A 22,662-nucleotide genomic window follows, 5' to 3' on the forward strand; every position below is an offset into this window, starting at 1 on the left:
CCCCTAGCTTTCCGAAGCTCGGGTGCTTTCGGGTTGTCCGCGGTTTTCCCTGACGGGGAGCCAGGCCAACACTCCGATGAGTCCCAAAGCGCCACTGATGGTGAAGGCCCAGCCAAATCCGGCTTGGTCGGCAACCAGTCCGGCCAGGATGGGCCCGATGATCGAACCAAAATCCGTGGCCATTTGGAAGGTCGCAAGCACCTTGCCCCCGTTGCGGCCCTGGCCCACCACGTCGGCAATGGCGGCCTGTTGGGCCGGGCCCATGAGGCCGGTGCCCATGCCGGCGGTGATCGACAGGGCAATGAACAGCGGGATGTTGTCGACCCACCCGATTGATGCCGTTGAAATTGAAGCCACCGTCAGCCCGATCAGGATCGGCAGGCGGCGGCCATGCGTGTCGGTGAACCTGCCCGCGACAAACAGGGCTGCGCCGTTGCCCACGGCGAAGATCGCAAGCGCCAAGCCAGCAATAAGCGTGCCCTGCGTGGCGAACGCCGCAACGGCGAATAGCGGGATCAAGGACATGCGGACCCCGAATGCCATCCAGCCGTTGGTGAATCCGGACACCAGGGCGGCCTTGAACGTCGCGGCACCCCACGCTTCCGCAAGCGGGATGCGTTCGATGGCAGGTGGCTTTCCCGATGAGTTGTCCACCGGAGCGGTGCGGGAATGGGAGAGCGAGAAGTAGACGATCGCCGCTGCCACGACGAGGGAGCCCCCGTAGATGAAGAACGGGATCCTGAAGCCCATGCCCGCCATGAGGGAACCAAGGACCGGGCCCGCGACGTTGCCCAGCAGGAACGCCCCGGAATAGAGTCCCGCAATGCGGCCGCGGATTTCCCTGGGAGACAATCGGGCGATCAGCGCCATCGCAGAGACCGTGAACATCGTTGAACCAAGGCCCCCCATGCCGCGGAACACCAGGAGCTGCGTGTAGTCCTGGGCAAAGCCACACAGGATTGTCGACGCCGCGACGATCAGCACGCCCGTGACGTAAACGGCGGGTTCCCCGAGCCGGTCCGTGAGTTTGCCGCTGACCGGCGCAAAAACGAGCCGCGTGAAAGCGAAGATGCTCACGATGACGCTGGCAGCCGCGGCTCCGACGTCAAAGCTCGTTGCAAATTGGGGGAGGATGGGGGCAATGAGGCCGAATCCCAGCGCAATGACAAAGGCGGCCGCGACCAATACGCGGATTTCACGGGGGACGGACGGGCGCTGCTCGGGGGACGTTGGATCGGTCGATTCCGAGGAACTGGGCGTCGGGGCATTCGTAGACATAGGTTCCACCAGTTTAGTGTGTGAGAAGCTAGTGCAGTGTCTGAACAACTAACTTTGATCATTGTCCTAGTCGCAGTGGTCGCCATCATCGGTATTGGTGCTGCATTCTTCCTCGTGCGCGGCCGCAAGGCGCCCAAGGGAACGTACACCGGTCCGCGTGATGCCAACGACCCAGCGACCACTCTCACCGCACCCGAAACCACGACGGAAGCCCCCGCTGCCACTGCGCCTTCCGAAGCGGCCGAGGCGCCAGCCGCCGTCGTCGTGGAGGAACCCGCCGAAACTGCCGTCGTCCCGACGGAGGTCCCGGAGCCGGTCCAGGGGCGCCTTGCCCGCCTGCGCGCCCGCCTGTCCAAATCCAACAACGCACTGGGCAAGGGCCTGCTGGCCCTGTTGAGCCAGGACAAGATCGACGAAGACGTCTGGGACGAGATCGAAGAGACGTTGCTGCTGGCCGATTTGGGCACGGAGCCGACCCTCGAGCTGGTCGACGCCCTGCGGGAACGCGTCAAGATCGAGGGAAGCCGCGACCCGCAGCGGGTCCACGACATGTTGCGCGAGGAACTCATCAAGCTGGTGGATCCCTCCATGGACCGCAGCTTCATTCCCGTGCGCCACGCAGACCGCCCCAACGTGATCCTGGTTGTCGGCGTCAACGGCGTGGGCAAGACCACCACCATCGGCAAGCTGGCACGCGTCCTCGTGGCCGAGGACAAGGACGTCCTCCTGGGCGCGGCCGACACCTTCCGCGCCGCGGCCGCCGAACAGCTGGCCACCTGGGGGGACCGGGTGGGTGTCCCGACCGTGAAGTCCGACATCGACGGCGCGGATCCGGCATCCGTCGCTTTCGAGGCGGTTTCCGCGGGCATCGACCAGGAAGTCGACATCGTCATGATCGACACCGCCGGCCGCCTGCAGAACAAGGTCGGGCTGATGGACGAGCTCGGAAAGATCAAGCGGGTCATCGAGAAGAAGGCCACCGTGGATGAGGTGCTGTTGGTCCTGGATGCCACCACCGGCCAGAACGGCCTGAACCAGGCCCGGGTCTTCTCCGAGGTCGTGAACGTCACCGGCATCGTCCTGACCAAGCTGGACGGCACCGCCAAGGGCGGCATCGTCGTGGCAATCCAGCGCCAGCTCGGTGTCCCGGTGAAGCTTGTGGGTCTGGGCGAGGGCCCGGACGACTTGGCGCCGTTCGACGCCGAGGCATTCGTGGACGCGTTGCTCGACTAAGTCGTCGAAGCGGCAAGGTGCGGGTATTCCTCGATGGAGGGGTATCCGCACCTCCGTGTTTAAGGGCGAATCGGGCGCGGGGCATTCTTGGCGCCCGGTCCGGCGCGTACCATGGGGGAGAATCCCGAACGCATGCGAATGGAGTGAAGGGCACCGCCACCGCTAGCCAGCCCGAAGGATATCCTGCCAATGAAACATGTTGCCAAGAGCGCCCTGAGGGGCGACATCCAGGGGTTGCGCGCCGTCGCCGTCGTGCTGGTTGTCATCTACCACCTGTGGCCGGGGGCGCTCGCCGGCGGGTTCGTCGGCGTCGATGCCTTCTTCGTGATCTCCGGATTCCTCATGACCTCGCACCTGGTGCGGAATCCCCCGGTCGGGGCACGCGATGTCTGGTCATTCTGGATGCGAAGGGTGAAGCGCCTGTTGCCGGCGGCCTTTTTTGTGCTTGCGGCGACCTTGCTCGGAATCAGGCTGTTCGCGCCGGACACGCTATGGCGCGATTGGGGAAGCCAGGTCGTGGCGGCCGCGTTCTACGTCGAGAACTGGAGCCTGGCGGCATCGAGCGTCGACTACCTGACCGCGGAGAACGCACCGTCGGCCGTCCAGCATTTCTGGTCGCTTTCCGTTGAGGAGCAGTTCTACTTGCTGTGGCCGCTCGTCATCGGCGGGCTCTTCATCGCCGGATCCGCGCTGGGAGCCAAGCGCGTGCTGATCGCCCGGTACGGCGTCTTGTGCCTCATGGTGCTTTCGTTTGGCTACTCGATCCATCTGACGGGCAACGAGCCGGGCATCGCGTATTTTTCGACGCTCACCCGTGGATGGGAGTTCGCGGCGGGCGGTGCAATCGCCTTGATCCCCGCAGCCTCGAAGGACTTCCGGCATTCACACGTGGCCTCCGCATTGAGTTGGGCGGGATTGGCCGCGATTCTTTATGCCGCCGTGGCCTATGGCAGCACCACCCCGTTCCCGGGTTCCGCTGCCGCATTGCCGGTGCTCGGCACTGCCGCGGTCATATGGGCGCACGCGGAAGCCGAGACTTCCCCCACCCGGGTGCTGGCGTGGAAACCCTCGAGATTCCTGGGGGACCACTCCTACTCGATCTATTTGTGGCATTGGCCGCTGATTGTGCTCCTGCCCTTTGCCATCGGGCCCCTCCACTGGCCAGAAAAACTCGGCATCGCCGGGGCGACGGTGTTCATGGCCGCGCTGACGAAGGTGCTGATCGAAGACAACTTCCGAAGGAGCCTGGATCGATCCAGGATCATGACGGGCGGCAGGTTTCTCCTGGCCGGATCCCTCGGGATTGGGCTTATCAGCGGCGCCCTGGTGGGAGCGGCGGCCCAGCGCGAGCAGACTCCTGCCGAAGTGGCCAGCCAAGTCCTGGAAGCCAAGGACAACGTCGGGGTTCAGTGCTTCGGCGCCGCATCCATGGTGAACGATTGTGCCGATAGCGACAAAGGGCCACTCGTCCCGGAACCGGCCGCAGCCAAGAACGACAGGTCGGACGCGTACGCCGACAAATGTTGGTCCCAGGGAGAGTTCGATAGCCGACCCGTCTGTACGTACGGGAACGGCAACACGAAGGTCGCATTGGTCGGGAACTCCCACGCAGGGCAATGGCTGCCCGCGCTCCAGCAGATCGCCAAGCAGCGGGACTGGACGATCTCCACGTTCATGGCGTCACGCTGTTCGCCCACCGATTCCGAGCTGGCCTTTGATTCCGACGCCAGTGCCGAGGGCTGCCTGGACTTCGGGAAGTGGGTCCTGGACCGGACGGCACATGGGCAGTTCGACTTGATCATCGCCGCGGCCCGCCAGTCCTTGCCGGTCCACGGGGAGACCTTCGCGACAACGCGGGAGAAGGCCATCACCGGGTATGAGTCGTACCTTGAAAAATGGACGGCGGGAGGAACCCCGATCGTGGTGATTCGAGACAGTCCCTTCCCCGGGAACACGGTGCCGAACATTCCCGATTGCATTGCTTCCAGCAAGAAACCGCTGGCCGATTGCTCGGGAACCCCGAAAACATGGAACTCAATGGACCCGTTGGCCGATGCCGCAAGGAGCATGGCCGTTGGCGGTACGTCGGTTGTCGACATGTCGGAATTCTTTTGCCGGGACAACTTTTGCCCGGCCATCATCGGCTCCGTCATTGCGTACATCGACGGGTCGCACCTGACCGCGACATACGTGCGATCGTTGATTCCGTACCTGGCCACGAAACTCAACAAGGTCATCCGGGATCCCGAACGATCCGTGGATGCCGGAGTGAGTCCCGTAACATCGTCGCAACCCGCCCGACACCAGCCTTTTACGCCAGCGGTTCTTCCGTAACCGCGGTGAAACAAGGCGCTGGAAAACCTGAAACACCGGACGTGAATCCTTGAATCAAGGCGAGAAGGTCTCGCCATCGATCTCGGGAGGCGTTGGACATGGAGCTAACAACCACTCAGGTGTGGATGATGGTTTGTGCGGCACTTGTGCTGCTGATGACACCTGCACTGGCATTCTTCTATGGCGGGATGACCCGTGCCAAAAGCGTCCTGAACATGATGATGATGAGTTTCTCCGCAGTGGCGTTGGTTGCCGTGGTTTGGGTCCTCTGGGGGAACTCGATGGCAGGCGGGGGCGCAAACGTCGCCGGGCTGCTGGGCAACCCGGCTGACGGTTTCGGCATGGAATCGCTGATCGGAACCGACGGCTTCATTGCGGCCGGGTACGGTGCCACCTTCGCGATCATTACGGTGGCCCTGATTTCGGGTGCCATCGCCGACCGCGCCAAGTTCAGCGCGTGGTTGGTCTTCGTTCCGGTCTGGGTGACACTCGTATATGCACCGATCGCCTTCTGGGTTTGGGGCGGGGGCATCCTTGGTGCCGACGGCGCCATCGGGTCGGTTGTCGGAGAGGCCATCGACTTCGCAGGCGGCACCGTCGTCCACATCAACGCCGGCATGGCCGGCCTGATCCTGGCCCTGATCCTGGGTAAGCGCCGAGGATTCGGGAAGGATCCGAGCCAACGCCCCCACAACATTCCCCTGGTGATGCTTGGAGCCGCGCTGTTGTGGTTCGGCTGGTTCGGCTTTAACGGCGGAGCCGCAAGCACCGCCGAGGAAGCCGGGCTCATCTGGATCAACACCCTGGCAGCTCCGGCCGCGGCGTTGTTGGGCTGGCTAGTGGTTGAACGTATCCGCGACGGCCACAGCACGTCCTTGGGCGCGGCATCGGGAATCGTTGCCGGCCTGGTGGCCATCACCCCCGCATGTGCAAACGTCTCGCCCGTGGCGGCCATCGGCCTGGGGCTCGTCGCTGGCGTGGTATCGGCCCTGGCCGTGGGACTGAAGTACCGCTGGGGCTATGACGACTCGTTGGACGTTGTGGGTGTCCACCTGGTTTCAGGTGTCATTGGCACCGTGGCGCTCGGGTTCATCGCGCTTCCGGTGGAGGGTGTTGGAGGCGGCCTCTTCTACGGAGGGGGATTCGGCCAACTATGGGCCCAGCTGGTCGCTTGCGTGGTTGTCATGACGTTCACCGCGATCATGACCACCATCATCGGCCTGGCCATCCACAAGACCATGGGCTTCAGGGTCACCGAGGAACAGGAAGTTGCCGGCATCGACCTCATGCAGCACGCGGAAACGGGTTACGAATTCGGCGGTCTCGGAACCGGCGGAACCTTCGTTCCGCACCCGGCCACCTCGGCCCACCTGAAGAACCAGGACCTCGGAAAGAAGACGGAACCTGCCAAGGAGAAGATCAACGCATGAAACTCGTGACGGCGATTATTCGCCCGGAAAAAACCGATATGATTCGCGCCGCCCTTGAGTCCTATGGGGTGCAGGGCATGACAGTCAGCCAGGCCAGCGGTTATGGCCGCCAGCGAGGCCATACTCAGGTCTATCGAGGCGTCGACCACACGGTGGATTTGTTGCCGAAGGTTCGTTTGGAGGTACTCGTCGAAGATGCCCTGTGCGACGACATACTGGATGTCCTGGTTTCCACGGCGAACACCGGAAATGCGGGGGACGGCAAGATCTGGGTGAGCCACGTCGAGGAGGTCATACGCGTTCGCACCGGCGAGCGTGGAATGGCAGCCGTCTGAACAAAGAACAAGAGATGCCGCGTTGTCCCAGCCTTCAAGGCTGGGACAACGCGGCATCTCCGTTTGCTTCGTGAAACTGCGGCGAATGCCGGTTAGCGGCTACTCGGGCCTTGGAACGACCGACCCACGTGCCTTGGAATCGAGCTTCTGCCGGCGGTCAGCGATGAGACCGGCGATCGCGGAAATAAACGCGGTCGTCGACTGGCCCTTCTCAAACTCGTCGAAGTAGAAGGAACGCATTTCCTGGCGCTGCTCGACGTTTTCCGAACCATCGAAGTGGTCGCTGAGGGTCGAGAGCAGTTGATTCGCGGTGGATTTCGAGATGACGGGGCAGCACCGGCTGACCGGAACTTCACGGTGCAGCAGGTCGATGTCGTTCCTGCGGTCGGTCAGAATCAGCGGCCGGTCCGGGTGCAGGTAGAGGAAGTCCAGCCCGACGCTGGACACGTCGGTGATCAGCACATCGATGCCCTCGAACAGGTCGAGGATGTTGCTTGAATCATCAACGATGTGCTTTCCGCCGGCAACCTGGTTTGCACCCAGGATTTCGATCACGCGTGCGTTCGCGGCGGCCATGTCCTTGTTTGTCGTCGTGGAAATCCGGGGGTGCGGTTTGTAGATGACCCGCGTGTTCGGCAGGGAAACAAGCGAGGTGATGATCCGCTCGCCGAAGATTTCAAGTGAAGTGTAGTTGTTGGCATCGTTTTCCCCTTCCCAAGTGGGGGCGTACATCACGGTTCTTCCCGAGAATGCGGGAAGGGGCGACTTGAAGGAACTGTCCAGTTGCGGCCTGCCCACCTTGACCAGGCTGTCCAAGTTGAAATCAATCAGGGCAGCCTGGTGCCGCTCGATGGCAGCCGGCCCCGCCACGAAAGTCTTGTCGTAGGCCTTGGCCTGGTTGGAAACCATGGAAAGCTTGTCGCTTTCTCCGTGGTTTACATGCACATGGACCAGCTCCGGCGCGCTCAACGACTGGAAATTGGCCACGCCGTTGTTTACGTAGAGGCAGACCTTGAAATCGTTGAACTTGTAGAAGTTGACTAGATCGTCGTACCTGCGCAAGAAGATCTTGGGCAAGGTGGTTAGGCCACGGAACTGACGCATCGTTGGAACCTTGCGGAAGACCAGCACGACAGGGTGCACCTTGTTGAGGTTCTCGAGAGCCGGCAGCCACTGTTCCAGTTGGTAGGCGCGGTTTGGCACGTCGCTGAAATAGACGACGACTTCCCCCGCCACATGGATCTGGTCCATCTCGTGATTTGCCACCGGAGCGGGGCCGACGCCCAACGATCTCCGTACCTTTATTCCGGTTGGCGACGAAATCATTGCCGACAACCGTTGGCCTAGCCAATCTTTCACGCGAGACACCTGTCTGTGTTGGTTGCTGTCACCATTGAAGCCGGTAAGGCTTCAAAGGGAAAAGGAATCAGCGATTGGTGTTGGCTGAACCCGTCCCGAAATTTGCCGTGGGATGCTCTTTGGTGCTGTTTGGTTTTGACAAGAACCAAGTGCTGTAGCGGTGAATTGAGTAGCGACTACACATTTGTCTTTGGGTTCCACCTACAAGGGGTCGAACATGACAATAATCACCGTCACGGCCGCTTAGCGCTATAACTATACCAGTTGGGACTTGGGCTGAACTGATGGTCGAGGCGTAGCGGAACGAGGGATTTACCCGCCAAGCGGCGACCGTTCCGATCCGCGCGGCACCGCTCGGGTCTGGCCGGGGTGCCCGAGTCCGCGACGAAGAATTCAGGCACATTCCTCCTTTCGGATTTGGCGTTAGCAGCCGTCTACTTGAAGCTGAGATTCCCATAGGCGGTCATGAATGGATAGGCCACCGGTTTCCTGTCGGCGCCCAACCTCACGGTGCGGCCAATGCCATCCGTTTCAAAGCGCACATGAATGTCGATGGGTCCGTCGCCGGGGATTCTCGTGCGCAGATCCGTCGGTATGAGGAACCCGAAACCGCCATCGATTTCCCTGCATGGTCCGCACTTCACCGGTGGGGTATCGGGATTCCCGCGTTGGGTGAGCACGAGCTCCAATCCGTCCAGCTGGAGTCCCGCCATTTCGGTGCCGACCTCAATCTCCAATGTTCCGTCCGGGTGGAAACGAATTGCGGACAGCCTTGCCTTGATGCCGGCCATGGCCTTTCGCGCGGATTGCTTGGCCCTGGCCGAATCCAGGGCGTGCATCCATTGGCCGAAGATTTCATCGCTGGTGTAATTTTTGGCAAGGTTGAAGGCGTTGCGTGACATTTCCTCGCACAACGCATCGTCGGTCAGCAGTCGCGTCATGGCTCGGACGGCGGCCTCGCGGTCCTGGAACGGAATCAGGAATCCCGTGGTGTCCTGCTGGATCACATCGCGTGGCCCGAAGTCCACGTCGTATGAAACAGGTACGCACCCCGCGGCCTGTGCCTCGAGCAGCGCCAGGGACTGTCCTTCGAATTTGCTGCAGAGGAGGAGCACCCTGGCCGTGGCAAGTTCGTCTTCCACGGTTTCCAGATGGCCGCGGAAGCGGACGAGATCTTCCATCCCCAGACGCCGGACCAGCTCGGCGAGTTCCTTGTGCTGCTCGCCTTCACCGAGCAGATCCAGCCTGACGGGAGTCCCGCCGGAGGCCACGCCATGAACGATCTCGATGGCCTCGGAAACATTCTTTCCCTTGGTGAAGCGCCCCACGTGCAAGACCTTGGTCCGGTCACGCTTCGCGAAATCCGGGAGCACGTCCGGCCCGTCCACCGGGTTGCTGATGACCACGGTGTTGCCTTGGTCGCCAAATCGTTCCACAAATGCCTGACGTTGGGATGTGGTGAGAAACGTGATTCCATCCCAATTTTCCCTGTTGCCGATGATGCTCTGGTGGGCATCCGAGAGCTTTCCGGTGAGCGGGTTCTCGCCCGCCGAAACGTGGGTGCTGTGGAAATTGACGAACTTCATGGCCAGCGGATGTTCAAAGGACCAGAGGAAACCCGCGGAGAACTTGCTGTCGACGATGACGTCGGTCTCGGCCTCGCCGACCAACTCCGCCAACCAGTGTTTGTAGAGTTCGCTTGCACCGGCGAATTCGCCCCGAACCCGACCCTGTGGGTCAATCAGGCGTAGGATCCGTTCGGTTTTCTGGGGATTGTGTGGGAGCGGGAGCACCGAATCGGTCAGATAGATGGTTCCATCGGGACGAAAGTGCTCCCTGTGAGAAATCCCCCCGTGTATCCGCGAGGAATGCTCCGTATAAAGGATCGATCCGTCCGCTTCGCGTCTCGTGCTCGAATGGTGGTTCCACTCAAAGTTCTTGTAGTCCTGGGGATCCTGCCGTGCCGGAGCCGACCCTTCGACCACGGAAGCGTAGTACTCGTGGAGGTTGATGATCGGCACGTCGGGATGGAGTTTCTTGGCTGCCACGAGCGCGGAGCGAATGGACGCGAACGCCGGCTCCGCCTTGAAGGAAACGACGGCGCTGGGGACGCCTCGCTCGTGAAAGAGGCTTGCCCGCTTCAAGCACATGGCCGTCATCCCGCCAAAGGTATCGTTCACCGACCACGTAACCATCAGGGCAGGCCGTGCCCCCGCCCTCATCGGGTCGGGGCGGCTTGGAGCGCTTGCCGTGGGTCCGGGGTCAAACTCTTGTGCCATGCCAAGCCTCTCCGGGAAGGGGGCCGCTCGAGGAACGAATGCCGATGTTCCCTACACTAGGCGTGGTTGGGCGCAATGCAACACCCCCGGGAAAGTTTCTCCCACTGGGAGTTTCCTCGTGGCGCTCGCCGGAAAACGCGCGGCAAACGTGCGGAAACCGGTCAGGATTCCCGGCGATCCGTCCCGGGGCCGGACCCTCCATAGTGCACGGCAAGCCGGGCCAGGCCCTCGTCGACGGTGACCGCCGGCCTCCAGTCCAGCACCGCCTGCGTGTGGCGCTGGTCGAACCAGTGGGCCGTGGAAAGCTGCTCGGCCAGGAACCTGGTCATGGGCGGCTCGTCGCGGACCAGTCCCCGTGCGCCCGCCACGGTCCAGGCCCGCTCGATCACCGATCCGGCGCCTCGGGCCAGCCATCCGGGGATGCTCCATGCGGGGGCGGGCACCCCGGCGGCACGGCAGATCCCGCCGATGAGTTCGCCGACGGGTCGCGGTTCGCCGTTGGTGACCACCAGCGCCTGGCCGCGGGCGTGCTCCATGCGTTCGAGGCCGCGCACGATCGCCTCCGCGGCGTTGTCGATGTAGGTGGTGTCGATCAGCGCTGCCCCGGCATCGAGCAGGGGCAGGCGCCCGGCCCGCGCCCGGGCGATGACGCGCTCGACCAGCTGGGTGTCGCCGGGGCCCCACACCACGTGCGGCCTGACGGCGGCGACCCGGAAGCCCGGCGAATCGGCGGCCAGTGCCGCCAGCTCCGCCGCGGCCTTGGAGCGCGCGTAGTGTCCGCGGGCGCGCTCCGGATCCGCGACGCCTGCACCGGCGCCCGCCAGCGCCGCGCCGAGGTGGGCGACCGAGGGGGAGGAGACGAACACCAGGTCGCGGACCCCGGCGGCCCGGGCCTCCGCGAGGAGCGTGTTGGTGCCGGCGATGTTGGTGGCGACGAACTCGTCCCAGGCGCCGGTGATGGACACCTTGGCCGCCAGGTGGATGACCGCGTCCATGTCCGCGACGGCGCGGCGCACCGCCGCCACGTCGCCGAGCGACCCGAGCACCTCGTCGGTGGAACCGGCGGAGGGCCGGCGCTGGAAGGTGCGCACCGCGTGCCCCCTGGCGCGCAGCAACGCCGCGACCCGGCCGCCCAGCAGCCCGCTGGCGCCGGTGACCAGCACGCGGCGGGGGGCGGAGCCGTGAACCGCACTCACGGGGTCCGCATCTTCCCGCCGGACAGGGTGGAGGATGCCCACGCCGCCAGCGCGGTCCTGTCGATCTTGGAATTGTGGCGGATGTCGGTGGGCAGGGCCGGGACCACCAGCACGGCGGCCAGCTCCAGCCCGGTGCCGGCGACGGCGGCGCGCACGGCGGTGGCCAGTTCCGGGCCGGCGGGCGCAGCGCGGCGGGCCGGCGGCACGGTTTCCAGCACGGCGACGCCCACCTGGGTCCCGGCGGGGCCCACGCCGACGATCGCGGCACGCCCGGTGCCGGCGACGGATTCGGCCGCGTGTTCGGCGGCCACCGGGGTGGCGATGCCGGAGGCGGTGCGCAGGATGTGCCCGAGCCGGCCCTCCACCCAGAGGCGGCCGGAACCATCGAGGTGTCCCACGTCCCCGGTGCGGTGCCAGCCCGGGATCAAGGAGCTTGCCCGCTGGGTGATCCACAGCCTGTCGTAGCGTTCCTTGACGTGCGGGGCGCGCACCAGGATTTCCCCGCTGAGGCCGGCGGCGGTGGTCGGGACGCCGGAGACGCTGCCATCCGTGGCCAGGGCGGCAATGGCCACCCGCGCCCCGGCCACGGGGGTGCCGACGCAGACGCCGTTGCCGCTGCCCGCGGCGCGGATGCCGTCCAGGTCGATGTCGGTGACGGGCAGCGCCTCGGTCATCCCGTAGGGCGTGTGGATCCGGGCCGCGGGGACGAGCCCCTGGACCCGGGCCAGCAGGGGCTCGGGGATGGGCGCCCCGGCGGAGAGCAGCAGCGCGACCTTTCCGAGGGAGCGGCGTTGCGCGGCATCCAGGGAGCCGGCCGTTTCCAGCACGTTGGCCAGCGCGGCGGGGGAGGCGAAGACCGCGTCCGCGTCGATGGCCGCCGCGGCATCGGCCAGTGCGGCGGCGCTCAGCGTCCGCGGGGAGGTGACGTCCATGTCCGGGGTCACCGAGGTGGCGCCGAGGGCCGGGCCGAGCAGGGCGAAGGGGGCGAACCCCGCCACCAGCCCGGAGCCGGCACGCAGCCCGTAGGTGCCCCTGAGGGTGTCGCGCATGGCGGCGAGCCTGCGGTGCGTGTACACCACGCCCTTGGCCGGGCCGGTGGAGCCCGAGGTGAAGAGCACCGCGGCGTCGGCGTCCGGGTCGGCCGGCGCGAACGCCGGGGGAGTGTCGGCGGCCCCCGGCGACGGGGTCCCGGCCTCCAGCAGCTCCGGGACGGTGTGCGCGACGCCGAGCAGCTTCCGCTTGGCGGCGGGCAGCGGGCCCGCGGCGATCCGGACGCCGGGCCAGCCGAACATCCTGGCCCCCGCGAGGGCGCGCTCGATGCCGATGAGGTAGCCGGGTCCCGCGCCGCGAATGGCGCGTCCCAGCCCGGCGGTGCCCAGTCCTGCGTCGGCCACCACGATCACCGCGCCCAGGCGCAGGCAGGCATAGATCAGCGTGGTCAGCTCGGTCCCCGGGGGCACCAGCAGGCTGACCCTGTCTCCGGGGCGCACCCCGATGCCGGCAAGCCCGCGGGCCAGCGCGTCCACGCGGTTGCCCAGCTGCGACCACGACAGGGAGCTTGGCGGGTTGATGTCCACCACGGCGGGCGAGTGGTCGTTGCGCCGGTCGTCCAGCTCGGCGAGCATGGGCAGGTACTCCGCGGCTGCGGGAGTCTCGGCCGTTTCGGCGGGTTCGGGCCTTTGGCGGGTGGATTCCCCGAGCCAGTCGAACATCGGGGTTGCCACGTCGCGGTCCTCGGGCAGCAGGTGGCTGGCGCCCTCGAAGCGGTGCACCGCGGCCTGCGGCAGCCGGTCCATGAGGTCGCGCAGGTACCGGTCGGAGAACACGGGGTCCTTGGGCCCCCACAGCAGCAGGGCGGGGACGTCGAGCGACCTGATGCCCTGGGCGATCGCATCCAGCGCGGGCCTGCTGGTATGTTCCGGGCCGAAGGGGATGTCCGCGACGAAGTTGCCCACCCCGTGCCGGCGCTTTGCGCCGCGGTAGGGCGCCATGAATGCCTTGTGGACTTCGGGGGGCAGTGCGGGTTGTGCCAGGGCGAGCGTGGTGCGCAGGAAGGCGGTGCTGGTGGTGGTGCCCCAGCCGTGCACCGCGGGGTGGGTGGCCAGGCGCAGGGCGGCCGGAAGGTCGTGGCCCGCGGGGTGCACCGCGGTGTTGGTCAGCACCACGGACGCGAGGCGGTCGCGGTGTTCCAGCGCCCAGCCCAGGGAGATGATGCCGCCCCAGTCGTGCCCGACTGTGGTGACGGGGCCGTCCAAGCCGAGGGCATTGGTGAGGTCGCCCAGGTCGTTGACCCGGTCGGCGAGCCGGCGGAAGACCCCGGTGCGCGCGGAAAAGCCCATGTCCAGCTGGTCGACGGCGACGACGCGCCAGGGCAGGCCGTTGTCCGCGACGTGCCGGAGCAGGCTGCGCCACAGGTAGGACCAGGTCGGGTTGCCGTGCACGCACAACAGCGTGCCGATCGGCGTGACGCCGCGGGACTCCAGCTCGGGGCCGTTGTCCAGCAGGTGCCAGTCGTGTTCGGTGCCGGGGGCATCCGCCGCCGACGTCGACGGGACCCGGACACGGCGGGACCACGCCGGATCCACCCCGGGAAAGGCCTCGTTCACCAGGCCAGCTCCATCATGGCGGTGTTCAGCCCGGAACCCACGCCCATGCACAGCACCCGGTCCCCGGGCCGCAGCGTCGCGGCCTCCTGGGAGAGGGTCATCGGTAGCGAGGCCGGTCCCACGTTGCCCCACTTCGGGAACGTGATGGGGACGCGTTCGCGCACCAGGCCAACGGCCTTGATGATGGCGTTGGTGTAGGAGTTGGAGACCTGGTGGGTGACGTAGCGGTCCATCGACTTCCAGTTCCAGCCCGCCGCGTGTGCCTCGTCCCACGCGTTGACCACCAGTTTCAGGCCGTTGTCCAACAGACCCTTGGTGTCGGTGAACATGCCGGCAGGGCCGCCGACGCACAGCTCGTGGTGCTCGGTGCCGGCGCGGCTGACCCCGCCGAGGATGCGGTGCGCGCCGGGATGCTCGTTGGCCGGGCCGATGACGGCGGCTGCGGCGCCGGAGCCCAGGGTCAGCGTCGCGAACTCGCGGAGGTAGTCCTCGCGCGTGGAGTTCTTGTCGTTGAGCCGACGGATCGTGGTCTCCTGCGTGGGCTGCGCGTCCTCGCCGGCGACGATCAGCGCGTACTTGATCTGGCCGGCATCGATCATGTTGGCGGCCAGGGTCATGCCGTTGACGAAGCCGAGGCACGCGTTGGCCACGTCGAAGTTCATGGCGGAGGAGGGGAGGCCGAGCCCGTGGTGGACCTTCGCGGCCACCGAGGGCTCGAGGTTGCGCCGGGTCACCGAGGTGTTGATGAGCAGGCCCACCTGTCCGGGCTCGATGCCTGCCTCGGCCAGGGCCTTGCCGCCGGCTTCGACGGCGGCGTCGTCGAAGCTTGTCCCGGCGTCCCACCAGCGGCGTTCGACGACTCCCGCCACGCGCTCAAGGAGCTTGCGCGAGAGCCGCAGTCGCTTGAGGCTGGGGGCCAGCCGCTCGTCAAACTCGGCGGAACTGAGAACCACCGGAGCTTGAACGCTGGTGATCGCCAGCAAGGCGGAATTGCTGTGCCGAAATGTTGCATTGCCGTTCAAGATCGAGCCTTCGTTTCGGGGGTGTGGCGCGCTCGCCGAAGCTACCGGATACTGGGCCAAGACTAAGCCCAACTGAGCATGTAATCCACGTCATACGTTATGCCCTACCCGTCGGTACCTTGGCATTGAACGGCAACTTGGGGATCGTGGCGTGAAATGTGTCGAGGACCGCGTGCCGGCCGCGTGCCCTTGTCCGGCGCCGAAAGTCGGATCCATTCCCTCTGGTGCCCGCGCAGAACTGGGCGGTAGATTCGTCCCACGTGGGCGCGTTCCGAAACCCGTTAATCAGGGCCCGGAACCCGATCCGGGAAGGGAAGCACATGCAACCGACGGGCCAGGGCGGGAAGCGGGAGGGGAACGGCGGGTTGCCGTCGCGCGAGGGAAACGTGCGGCGGGCGCTTCCGCCCGGGCTCGACCTGGTGGGGAAGGGCGCCTGGCGGGTGCTCGGCATCATCGGGGTGCTGGCGGTGTTCGTGTTCCTGGTCGCCCAGCTCGAGGAAATCGTCGTCCCGTTCATGATCGCGCTGCTGCTCACCGCCTTCCTCAAGCCCCCGGTCAGCTGGCTGGTGGCGCACGGGTGGCGCAAGTGGCTGGCGATCATCCTGGCGCTGGTCGTCGCGGGCGGGGTCATGGCCGGCCTGGTGGTGCTCGTGGAAACCCAGATCAACGCGGGCCTGCCGGAGGTCCAGGAGCGCTCGGTGGCGGCCTACAGGCAGTTCCGCGACTTCCTTGACTCGTCGCCCCTGCAGTTCACCAGCGCCCAGTTCGACGCTTTCCTGGTGCAGTTGGGCCGGGAAATCCAGAAGCACGGAAATGAGATCTTCAGCGGCGCCCTGGTGCTCGGCAAGACGGCCGGCCACGTGTTGGCGGGTGCCCTGCTGACGGCCTTTGCCACGATTTTCATGCTGATCGACGGGGCAAACGTGTGGCGCTGGACGGTCCGGCTCTTTCCGCGCGGCGCCCGTCCCGCGGTTGACGGCGCCGGGAAGGCGGGCTGGAACACGCTGACAAGTTTCGTGCGGGTGCAGATCCTGGTGGCCGCCGGCAACGGCGTCGGAATCGGCCTGTTCGCCTTCTTCGTGGGACTGCCCTTGGTGGTGCCCATTGCGATCTTGGTGTTCCTGGCCTCCTTCATCCCCGTCATCGGTGCCATTGTCACCGGCGCCATCGCGGTGCTGGTGGCGCTGGTGTTCGTGGGGCCGATCCAGGCACTGGTCATGCTCGGCGGGGTGCTGCTGGTCCACCTGCTCGAGGCCCACGTGATGCAGCCGCTGGCCATGGGCGCGGCGGTGAAGATCCATCCGCTGGCCGTCGTCTTTGCCGTGGCCGCGGGTTCCTATCTTGCGGGAATCCCCGGGGCGCTGTTCGCCGTCCCAACTGTCGCGGTGGTCAATGCGATGGTCACCTTTGTGGTGCGCGGGAGGTGGCGCGCCGGGTCGGATCCCGAGGATGCCCAGGGACCGGGCCCGGATCGCGGCCCGGTGGAACATCCCCGGATGGGCGAGGGTACCGGCACGTCGGCAACGGGCAATGGCGATCCGGCGACGTAGTGGTCCGGACCGCAGTTCCTCCGGGGTTAATCCTTGATCCGCCGAGAATCTTTCGCGATCGGGTGCATTTCCCTGATTTGGGATTCAATCCTTGATCCGAAGGTGCCGGCAGGTCAAGGATACGACTTGGGGCGACGCCACGTCTTCAGCTATTTCCAACCCCATCAGGAGCCGTTGGCGGCACCCCCGGAGAAATCCTCCGGCGAAATACTTCGTTTTCGGTATCCCATTTATGGAAAATTGTCCGAAATGCCACTAGTCTGGGCCAGAGCTATTCCCGACGAAAGGCAGAAAACCCATGTGCGAGCACGACCACAGCACGGGCCCCGTTCCCTCCAAAGCGCTTGAGCGCCGCCATGTGCTGGCCGGGGCCGCTGCGCTCGCCGGGCTGGGCATGGCCGGCATGCTCCCCGCCGGGGCCCTCGCCGCCGAACCGGCAGCCTCGCCGGTCTCGTTGCCGCTACAGCGCGGCAAAGGCAAGCGCCCGGGTGCGGTCATCATCGAGGGCGGTACGCTCATCGACCCCGGCACCGGGCACGCCACCGAAGACGCCATCGTGGTCTTGGCCGATGGCGTGGTCCAGGCCGCAGGCACGCGGGACGAGACCCGCACGGCGGTTCGCGATGCCGGGGCCAAAGCGATCCGCATCAACGCGCATGGCAGGTTCGTCCTGCCGGGCTTCGTCGACGCCCACGTGCACGCCCAGGCCTTCGAGGACGCCGCCCTGATCCTCAGCCACGGCGCCACCACTGTCCGCAGCGGCTCGTCCAGTTTCTACCAGGACATCGCTTTGGCGCGGGTGCCGCACTACGCCCCGGGCCTTGCTCCGCGCATGCACGCGGCGGGCCTGTTCGTTTCCCCCGACCAGGGCGATTCCATCCTGGCCGACCCCGACCTGGCACCGCTTGCGGCCATGCGCAGGCAGCTCACGGATCCGAAGGACCTGGCGTACCTGACCCGGGTGAACCGTTCGCGCGGCGCCACCGTGATCAAGACCCGCGCCAACCCGCGCGCCGGCATCCCGGACCAGGATCCGCGCGAGCTGGTCTACGGCAAGGAACAGATCTCCGCGATCGTGCACGCCGCCAAGGGCGCCGGGGTGCTGTGCCATGCCTACAGCGCCAAGGGAATCGCCGGTGCAGTGGCCGCGGGCGTGAGGAGCATCGAGCATGGCGTGTTCGTCGACGAGGCGACTCTGGTGAGCATGGCCAAACGGGGCACGTACTTCAGCCCGACGCTCTTCGGCATTGCCGGCATGGCCAACTCCGGCAACCCGGTGCTTGCCGAGCGCGGCCGCGAATACGGGCCGATCCTGGCCGAGGCCGCCCGCGCCGCCAACGAAGTCGGCGTAACCGTCGTCGGCGGCACCGACTCCTTCGGTGCGGACGTCACCCCGATCGGCGACGAGGCCAACGCCCTGTCCGAGGCGGGGCTGGGCACGCTGAAGGCCCTTCAGTCGATCACGACCGCCCCGGCCAAGTTGCTGGGCGTGGAGCGCGACGGTGTGGGGCGCCTTGTCCGCCGGGGCGTGGCCGACGTGGTGGTGCTGGACCGCAACCCGCTGGAAACCTCCAAGGCCCTGAGCGAGGTGCGCGTGGTGGTCGCCCAGGGCGCGATCGTGCGCAACGACCTGGGCTAACCGAACACACGGCCGGCGCCGGCACGGATCTCGCCCTGGAACCTGTGCCCGTGCCCGCGCCGGCGCGGGCACGGGTCGCCGCTAGGCCCGCGCTTGCGCCGGGGGCAGGGTGCAGTTGGTCTCCCAGCCCTGCGGCCCGTTCCCGCCGGCGGCGTACTCCTCGATCGGGACCTCGTTCGCGGCCCACGCGGCCAGGATCGGGTCCACGATGCGCCAGCATTCCTCGGCGGTGTCCCCGCGCACCGACAGCGTCGGATCGCCCGAGAGCACCCCGAGCAGCACTTCGCCGTAGGGGAGCAGGTCGGGGGAGTTCAGCTCCGCGCCGAGAGTCACCCGGTCCAGCGTGTACAGGTCGCCGGGGCCGTTGACGTCCAGGTCCAGTTCCAGGGTGTCGGGCCCGAACCCGATGCGCAGCTTGGTCGGCTCGTCCGTTCCCTTGAAGCCGGTGGGCAGGTGTGACACCGGGCGGAACGTCACGATCGCCTCCTTGCGCACCCGTCCCAGCGCCTTGCCGGCCCTCAGGATGAACGGGACGCCGGCCCAGCGGGAGTTGTTGATGTTCAGCGTGACCTCGGCCAGGGTCTCGGTCCTGGCGTGGGCGTCGACCCCTGACTCGCCGGCGTAGTCGGGAACCGGCCGGCCCTTGGACGTGCCGGCGGTGTAGCGCGCCCGGCGCGTCGAGTCCTGCGGGGTCCCGGCCAGGGCCGTGGCGCGCAGCACCGAGCCCAGGTGGTCGCGCACGTCGCGCTCGTACAGGGTCGCGGGGGCATTCATGGTCAGCAGCCCCAGCACCTGCAGCAGGTGGGACTGGATCATGTCGCGCAGCGCGCCGGCGCGGTCGTAGTAGCCGGCGCGTCCCTCCAGGGCGAGTTCCTCGTCGTAGAAGATCTCGATCTTGGCCACGTGCTCGGCGGTGAACAGCGGCTCCAGCAGGCGGTTGGCAAATCGCAGGCCCAGGATGTTGAACACCGTGCCCTTGCCCAGGAAGTGGTCGACGCGGTGGATGTTCTGTTCGGGCACCAGGCGGATCAGCGTGCGGTTCAGCTCGCGGGCCGATTCCTCGTTGGACCCGAACGGCTTTTCCATGACCAGGAGCGTGGATTCGGGCAGCTCACCGGGCTCCAGCACCTCGCAGGCCTTCTGGCTGACGGCCGGAGGGAGCGCGAAGTACAGGGCCACGGGCCCCTCGAGGGTGCCGACCAGCCCGGCCAGCTCGCCGGGCGCCGTGACGTCCAGTTCGGCATATGAGGTCGTCTCGACGACCTGCCGCAGTTGGGCGGCCCCGGCCTCGGTCGCGTCCTTCATGGCCGCTTCACATACGGTTTTTACGCGCTCGGCCCACAGCTCGGGGGAGTACCCCGGGGCGCCGGCGCCGGCCAGCGTGATTCCGGGCGCCCGGCCGGAGGCGATAAGCCGTGCGAGGCCCGGCAACAGCAGCCTTCCGGTCAGGTCGCCGGAGGCTCCGAGGATCAACAACGTGCGTACATGGACCGCGTAAGAGGCGCCTGAATCAAGTTTCACACCCCTAGACTGCCATGTCCGGCACAATCCGGCTCGTGAACTTGGTAATCTTGGATGTTGAGTCCAGCGGGTTAGACCGCGCCTGAATCCCACAACGAAAGAAGTGCACGGCACGTGTTCAATTCACTCTCCGATCGCCTGACATCCACCTTCAAGAACCTTCGCGGCAAGGGCAGGCTGTCCGAGGCCGACATCGACGGCACAGTTCGCGAGATCCGCCGTGCCCTGCTCGACGCCGACGTGGCCGTTCCCGTGGTGCGCGCCTTCGTGGCCCAGGTCAAGGAACGCGCCCTGGGCGAAGAGGTTTCCGCCTCGCTGAACCCGGGCCAGCAGATCGTCAAGATCGTCAACGAGGAGCTCGTCGGCATCCTGGGCGGGGAGACCCGCCGCCTGAACCTGGCCAAGGTCCCGCCGACGGTCATCATGCTCGCGGGCCTGCAGGGCGCCGGCAAGACCACCCTGGCCGGCAAGCTGGCCAAGCACCTGAAGTCCCAGGGCCACACCCCGCTGCTGGTCGCCTGCGACCTCCAGCGCCCCAACGCCGTCAAGCAGCTCCAGGTCAACGGCGAACGCGCCGGCGTGCCGGTGTACGCACCGCACCCGGGCGTCTCCTCCGAGTTCGAGGCGGCAACCGGCGACCCGGTGGCCGTTGCGCGCGACGGCGTGGCCGAGGCCCGCACCAAGCTGCACGACGTGGTCATCGTCGACACCGCCGGCCGCCTGGGCATCGACGCCGAGATGATGCAGCAGGCGGCGGACATTCGCGCCGCCATCAACCCGGACGAAGTGCTCTTCGTCATCGACGCCATGATCGGCCAGGACGCGGTCAACACCGCCCAGGCCTTCAACGACGCCGTGGACCTCACCGGCGTGGTGCTGACCAAGCTCGACGGCGACGCCCGCGGCGGCGCCGCGCTGTCCGTCGCCTCGGTGACCGGCAAGCCCGTCATGTTCGCCTCCACCGGCGAAAACCTGGACGACTTCGAGATCTTCCACCCGGACCGCATGGCCAGCCGCATCCTCGACATGGGCGACATCCTCACCCTGATCGAGCAGGCCGAGGCCAACTGGGACAAGGGCGAAGCCGAGCGCATGGCGAAGAAGTTCGCCGACCGCGAGGACTTCACCCTCGACGACTTCCTGGCGCAGATGGCCCAGATCCGCAAGATGGGCTCGATGAAGAAGCTGCTGGGCATGATGCCCGGCGCGCAGATCTCCCGCCAGCAGCTCGAGCAGTTCGACGAGTCGCAGATGGACCGCATCGAGGCCATCGTGCGCTCGATGACCCCGCACGAGCGCGTGGCACCGAAGATCATCAACGGCTCGCGCCGCGCGCGCATCGCCAAGGGCTCGGGCGTGCACGTCTCCGAGGTCAACTCGATGCTCGAGCGCTTCGGCGAGGCCCAGAAGATGATGAAGAAGCTGGCCTCCGGCGGAGCCATCCCGGGCATGCCCGGCGGCAAGGGCGGTGCCCGCAAGGCCGCGGCCAAGGGCGCCAACAAGAAGAAGCAGAAGTTCGGCAACCCGGCCAAGGCCGCACAGCTGGAAGCTGCGGCCGCGGCCGCCAAGAAGGCCCCGAGCGGCGCGGCCTTCGGGGCGGGAAACAAGGAATTCAACCCGGCCGACATGAACCTGCCCAAGGGGTTTGAGAAGTTCCTTGGCAAGTAGTCCCGAAGGGAACCAGGGAGGCGATCGGCCCGAAATGCTGATCGCCTCCCTGGCGTTGATCTTCGAGGAGGAGGACGGGGCCGTCCCGCATGCGCGGGTCCGCGACCTGCTGGCGGCCCGCCGCAGCATTTCGCTGCTCGCCGCGCCGGTGGCCTGGGGGGAACTCAGCGTCGTCGAAATGGCGATCGCGGTGAACCCCGACGGGTACATAGTCATGGCCGACGAGGATGGAAACACCAGCCTGGGCCAGCAGATCGAGGGCTTTGCCATCGCGCTCAAGCGCGGCACCGGGGCGGTCCACGCAGACTTCGACGGTGCCGACGCCGAGGGCGGGGAACCCATCGAGGACCCCCGCCTGGAACACGTCCGCGGGGGCCGCTCGGTGCTGCTGGGCTCCTTCAGGGAGTCCGAGGTGGCCGTGTTTGCCGGGGTCACCAGGACCGCCTGGAAGTACTTCTCCACCGGGTCCTCGGACGTTGCGGTCCACGAGGGCTACATGCCCGAAATCATGCTTTCCAGGTCCGCGTTGCCGGCCATCATGCTCAGCCGCATGGGGCCGCGGTTCTCCATGGTCTTCTGGTTCGAGGGCCAGAGCAGGAAGCTGCACGGCTACCCGGGCTTCGGCCACGGGTGGTCGGTTCTCGTGGAACCCGTGATTGCCGCGGCGCCCGGGACCCCGGCGGCCGACGCCACCGCGTTCCTCCAGCGCGAATGGGCGGAACCGGATACCGAGGCCATCGCCGAGCTGCACGAGTTCGGCGTCTCGGAGGACCAAATCCGCCAGCTGGACCAGGCCTTGAGCGGCAGCGGAAGCATCGACGCGATCAAGCGCGTGCTGCAGATCTTCGGCAAGCCGCCCGAGTTGGCCGACTACCTGGAGCAGGCCCCGGTCCCGGACTCGGCCGTGGCCGTGGAACCGCGGGGGTTCACCGGCTCGATTGCGGCCGGCATGGCGGCCGATGCCCGCGAGGCCACGGGCATCAAGAAGTTCTTCAACCCCTTCTCATGGCGCCCGCAGACCCAGTTGGCGTGGGGTGTCGCGGAAGCCGCGTTCTTTGCCATGGTCATCCTGCTCACCGATTGGAACGATACCTGGATCGCACGGTGGCTGCTGGTAGTCATCGTTGCCGGTGGCATCGTGAACTCGGTGGGAAACCTCGCCATTGGCCTGGTGCGCTGGTCGCGCCAGACCCGTCGCTCCAAGTAGCGCCG

General features: G+C 66.5%; 15 protein-coding genes. 8 read left to right on the forward strand and 7 right to left on the reverse strand.

All coding sequences use genetic code 11. The annotated features are described in order from the left end of the window. Positions 1-3: 3 nt before the first annotated feature. Positions 4-1,278, reverse strand: a complete 1,275-nt coding sequence (locus tag ACFY5D_RS00355) for an MFS transporter (protein WP_387523452.1) — start codon at positions 1,276-1,278, stop codon at positions 4-6. A 36-nt stretch (positions 1,279-1,314) separates the two neighbouring features. Here ACFY5D_RS00355 and ftsY point away from each other — a divergent pair, with 36 nt between their 5' ends. The 4 genes from ftsY to ACFY5D_RS00375 all read left to right on the forward strand — a co-directional run bounded on the left by ftsY (position 1,315) and on the right by ACFY5D_RS00375 (position 6,610). Beyond that, entirely contained in the window at positions 1,315-2,511 is a 1,197-nt protein-coding gene (gene ftsY, locus ACFY5D_RS00360) for a signal recognition particle-docking protein FtsY (RefSeq protein ID WP_387523455.1), read from the forward strand. A 189-nt stretch (positions 2,512-2,700) separates the two neighbouring features. Continuing rightward, positions 2,701-4,845: an acyltransferase family protein gene (locus ACFY5D_RS00365; RefSeq protein WP_387523458.1), complete on the forward strand. Its 2,145-nt coding sequence runs from the start codon at positions 2,701-2,703 to the stop codon at positions 4,843-4,845. 98 nt (positions 4,846-4,943) lie between these two features. After that, positions 4,944-6,275: an ammonium transporter gene (locus tag ACFY5D_RS00370; RefSeq protein ID WP_387523461.1), complete on the forward strand. Its 1,332-nt coding sequence runs from the start codon at positions 4,944-4,946 to the stop codon at positions 6,273-6,275. Then, entirely contained in the window at positions 6,272-6,610 is a 339-nt protein-coding gene (locus ACFY5D_RS00375; RefSeq protein ID WP_387523463.1) for a P-II family nitrogen regulator, read from the forward strand. Before ACFY5D_RS00370 ends, ACFY5D_RS00375 begins: the two co-directional genes overlap by 4 nt. Before the next feature lie 99 nt (positions 6,611-6,709). Here ACFY5D_RS00375 and ACFY5D_RS00380 read toward each other — a convergent pair whose 3' ends face one another. The 5 genes from ACFY5D_RS00380 to ACFY5D_RS00400 form a co-directional block, all read right to left on the reverse strand. Next, positions 6,710-7,861: a CDP-glycerol glycerophosphotransferase family protein gene (locus ACFY5D_RS00380; protein ID WP_387523466.1), complete on the reverse strand. Its 1,152-nt coding sequence runs from the start codon at positions 7,859-7,861 to the stop codon at positions 6,710-6,712. 542 nt (positions 7,862-8,403) lie between these two features. Continuing rightward, positions 8,404-10,149: a glycosyltransferase gene (locus ACFY5D_RS00385; RefSeq protein ID WP_387523469.1), complete on the reverse strand. Its 1,746-nt coding sequence runs from the start codon at positions 10,147-10,149 to the stop codon at positions 8,404-8,406. A gap of 260 nt (positions 10,150-10,409) precedes the next feature. Continuing rightward, the gene (locus tag ACFY5D_RS00390; RefSeq protein ID WP_387523472.1) at positions 10,410-11,444 is read right to left on the reverse strand and encodes an NAD-dependent epimerase/dehydratase family protein; all 1,035 of its coding nucleotides are present in this window, start codon (positions 11,442-11,444) and stop codon (positions 10,410-10,412) included. Continuing rightward, complete coding sequence (locus ACFY5D_RS00395; protein ID WP_387527504.1) at positions 11,441-14,053, reverse strand: alpha/beta fold hydrolase; 2,613 nt, start codon at positions 14,051-14,053, stop codon at positions 11,441-11,443. Before ACFY5D_RS00395 ends, ACFY5D_RS00390 begins: the two co-directional genes overlap by 4 nt. Next, positions 14,047-15,072 (reverse strand): 3-oxoacyl-ACP synthase III, encoded by a 1,026-nt coding sequence (locus tag ACFY5D_RS00400; RefSeq protein ID WP_387523475.1) that lies wholly within the window; start codon positions 15,070-15,072, stop codon positions 14,047-14,049. The genes ACFY5D_RS00395 and ACFY5D_RS00400 overlap by 7 nt, the downstream gene beginning before the upstream one ends. Positions 15,073-15,392: 320 nt before the next feature. Between ACFY5D_RS00400 and ACFY5D_RS00405 the strand changes: the two genes are divergently transcribed. Together ACFY5D_RS00405 and ACFY5D_RS00410 are read left to right on the forward strand one after the other, a co-directional pair. Beyond that, positions 15,393-16,622, forward strand: a complete 1,230-nt coding sequence (locus ACFY5D_RS00405) for an AI-2E family transporter (RefSeq protein ID WP_387523478.1) — start codon at positions 15,393-15,395, stop codon at positions 16,620-16,622. 298 nt (positions 16,623-16,920) lie between these two features. Beyond that, complete coding sequence (locus ACFY5D_RS00410; protein ID WP_387523481.1) at positions 16,921-18,261, forward strand: amidohydrolase family protein; 1,341 nt, start codon at positions 16,921-16,923, stop codon at positions 18,259-18,261. 81 nt (positions 18,262-18,342) lie between these two features. Here ACFY5D_RS00410 and ACFY5D_RS00415 read toward each other — a convergent pair whose 3' ends face one another. Then, on the reverse strand, positions 18,343-19,782 hold the full coding sequence (locus ACFY5D_RS00415) for a glucose-6-phosphate dehydrogenase (RefSeq protein ID WP_387523484.1): 1,440 nt from the start codon (positions 19,780-19,782) through the stop codon (positions 18,343-18,345). Positions 19,783-19,896: 114 nt separating this feature from the next. Between ACFY5D_RS00415 and ffh the strand changes: the two genes are divergently transcribed. Then, positions 19,897-21,450 (forward strand): signal recognition particle protein, encoded by a 1,554-nt coding sequence (gene ffh / locus ACFY5D_RS00420; protein ID WP_387523486.1) that lies wholly within the window; start codon positions 19,897-19,899, stop codon positions 21,448-21,450. A 34-nt stretch (positions 21,451-21,484) separates the two neighbouring features. After that, positions 21,485-22,657: a hypothetical protein gene (locus ACFY5D_RS00425; RefSeq protein ID WP_387523488.1), complete on the forward strand. Its 1,173-nt coding sequence runs from the start codon at positions 21,485-21,487 to the stop codon at positions 22,655-22,657. Positions 22,658-22,662: the final 5 nt, after the last annotated feature.

The sequence above is a fragment of the Paeniglutamicibacter sp. NPDC012692 genome (assembly GCF_042901625.1).
In the GTDB taxonomy this organism is placed as follows: Bacteria; Actinomycetota; Actinomycetes; order Actinomycetales; family Micrococcaceae; genus Paeniglutamicibacter.